Annotated in this window: 1 protein-coding gene; it reads left to right on the top strand. The window is 61.5% G+C overall.

The window, feature by feature from the left end:
* Positions 1-139: 139 nt before the first annotated feature.
* On the top strand, positions 140-2,049 hold a 1,910-nt coding region (locus AC11W3_RS08260), incomplete at its 3' end, for a penicillin-binding protein 1A (RefSeq protein WP_484092804.1).

Here is a 2,049-nt window from a genome sequence, read left to right as displayed (position 1 = left end):
CGGAGGGGGCTAGGGGGTGGGGGACGCTAATGACTTGACCATGCGGGGCAGTAGTTGCAGAATGTGAAAATTGTTTCGAACCAGCTGAAGGAGTAAACCCTTGCCTCCCTACTCCCGTTCCCTTTTTAGAAAAATAGCATTGTTAGCCCCGCTTCTTGGCCTCTCCTTGCTGGCCGTCGTCTCAACAGCGGCAGCCCAGGGAATCGCCACCTATCCCATCCTCCCCACCGGCTACAGCTCGATCAAAGTCTTCGACAACCAGGGGCAGTTCGTGGGACGAATCCTGCCGACGCAGAGGTACTGGACCCCGATCGAGAGGATTCCGCTCTTCCTTCGCAGCGCCCTGGTCGCCGTAGAGGACTCGCGCTTTTATGAGCATGGCGGCATCGATGTCCGGGGCATAGCCCGGGCCTTGATGAAGGACGTGGTGAAGGGGAGGATGGCGGAAGGTGGCTCGACCATCACCCAGCAGCTGATCAAGAACAAATACCTCTCGGGCGAGAAGACCATCGACAGGAAGCTCAAGGAAGCGCAGCTGGCGATGGAATTCGAGAAGAAGTACAGCAAGGACCAGATCCTGGAGATGTATTTCAACCAGATCTACTTCGGCAACGGTGCCTGGGGGATCGCGCAGGCGGCGCGGCTGTACTTCGACAAGAACCCCGAGGAGTTGACCGATGCCGAATGCTCTCTCCTTGCGGGGGTGCCGAAGGCGCCGGGTAAATACAACCCGCTCGGCAAGCCGGCCGACGTGAACAGCCGGAGGAGCATCGTCCTCAAGCGCATGGAGGATCTGAAATTTATCACTCCACGCCAGAAGCAGGCGATAGTCGAGCATCCCGCCGCGGTCATCAAGGCCGGCGCGGCTCCGTCGTACGTGGCGCACCTGCGCAACAAGCTGATCGAGCGTTTTGGACCGAGGGTGGTGGAGCAGGGCGGTCTGGACGTCATTTCCGCCATGGACCTGAGGCTGCAGACCCTGGCGGAAAGGACGCTGGTCCAGGGTGTGAAAAAGATATCGCCGAAGCTGCAGGGTGCGCTCCTGTGCCTCGACCCAACTACCGGGGACGTTCTGGCCGCGGTCGGAGGGGTGGATTCCAGTCCCAAAGCCTACAACCGTGCCTTCTTCGCCAAGCGTCAGCCGGGGTCGTCGATCAAGCCGCTCATCTATGCCGATGCCCTTGAAAGTGGCTTCACCGCCAGCACCGTGCTGAACGACACGCCGGTCGCCTACTCCCGCGGGAACAACCAGTCATGGAAACCTCTCAACTACGAGAGGAAGGGCTACGGCGACCTCTCCCTGAGAGAGGCCCTGGCCCACTCCAACAACGTCATCGCGGTCAAGCTCCTCGATGCCATCGGTGTCCCGAACTTCGTCAACTTCGCCGGCAAGATGGGACTTTCGCTCCATAATCAGGATCTCGGCCTGGCGCTGGGGACGGAGGAGGTAACCCTCAACGACCTGGTCTCGGCTTATACCCCCTTCGCCAACGGCGGCATGAGGGCGGAGCCCAGGACCATCGTTCGTATCTACGACCGCAACCGCCGAGCCTGGACCGACAACCCGCCTGCGGTGACACCGGCCATTGCCCCGGCCACCGCATTCGTGACCACCCAGATGATGAAGGACGTCCTGACCTACGGCACGGCGAAAGGCCTCAAACACTTCAGCCAGGAGCGCCCGGCAGCCGGCAAGACCGGAACCACCGACGACTATCGGGATGCCTGGTTTGTCGGCTTCACGCCGCAGTTGATCACCGGCGTCTGGGTCGGTTATGACAAGCCGAAACCCGGCGGGAAAGGATTCACCGGCGGTGCGATCTCGGCACCGATCTGGGGACGCTTCATGCGGGCCGCCCTGGCGGGTAAGCCGGCCGTCGATTTCCCCAAACCCGACACCGTGGTCGCCGTCTCGATCGATCCTGCCACTGGACTCCTCTCGACTCCGGAGTGCCCGACCAGGAAGGACGAATACTATATCATGAGCACCGAGCCGACCCAGTACTGCCCGAAGCATGGCGGCAGTGCCATAGAGCCGGCGTCGCCAGC

Source organism: Geomonas sp. (assembly GCF_056994735.1).
The sequence above is the reverse complement of the archived record's forward strand: the minus strand, read 5'-3'. Positions and strand labels throughout refer to the sequence as shown.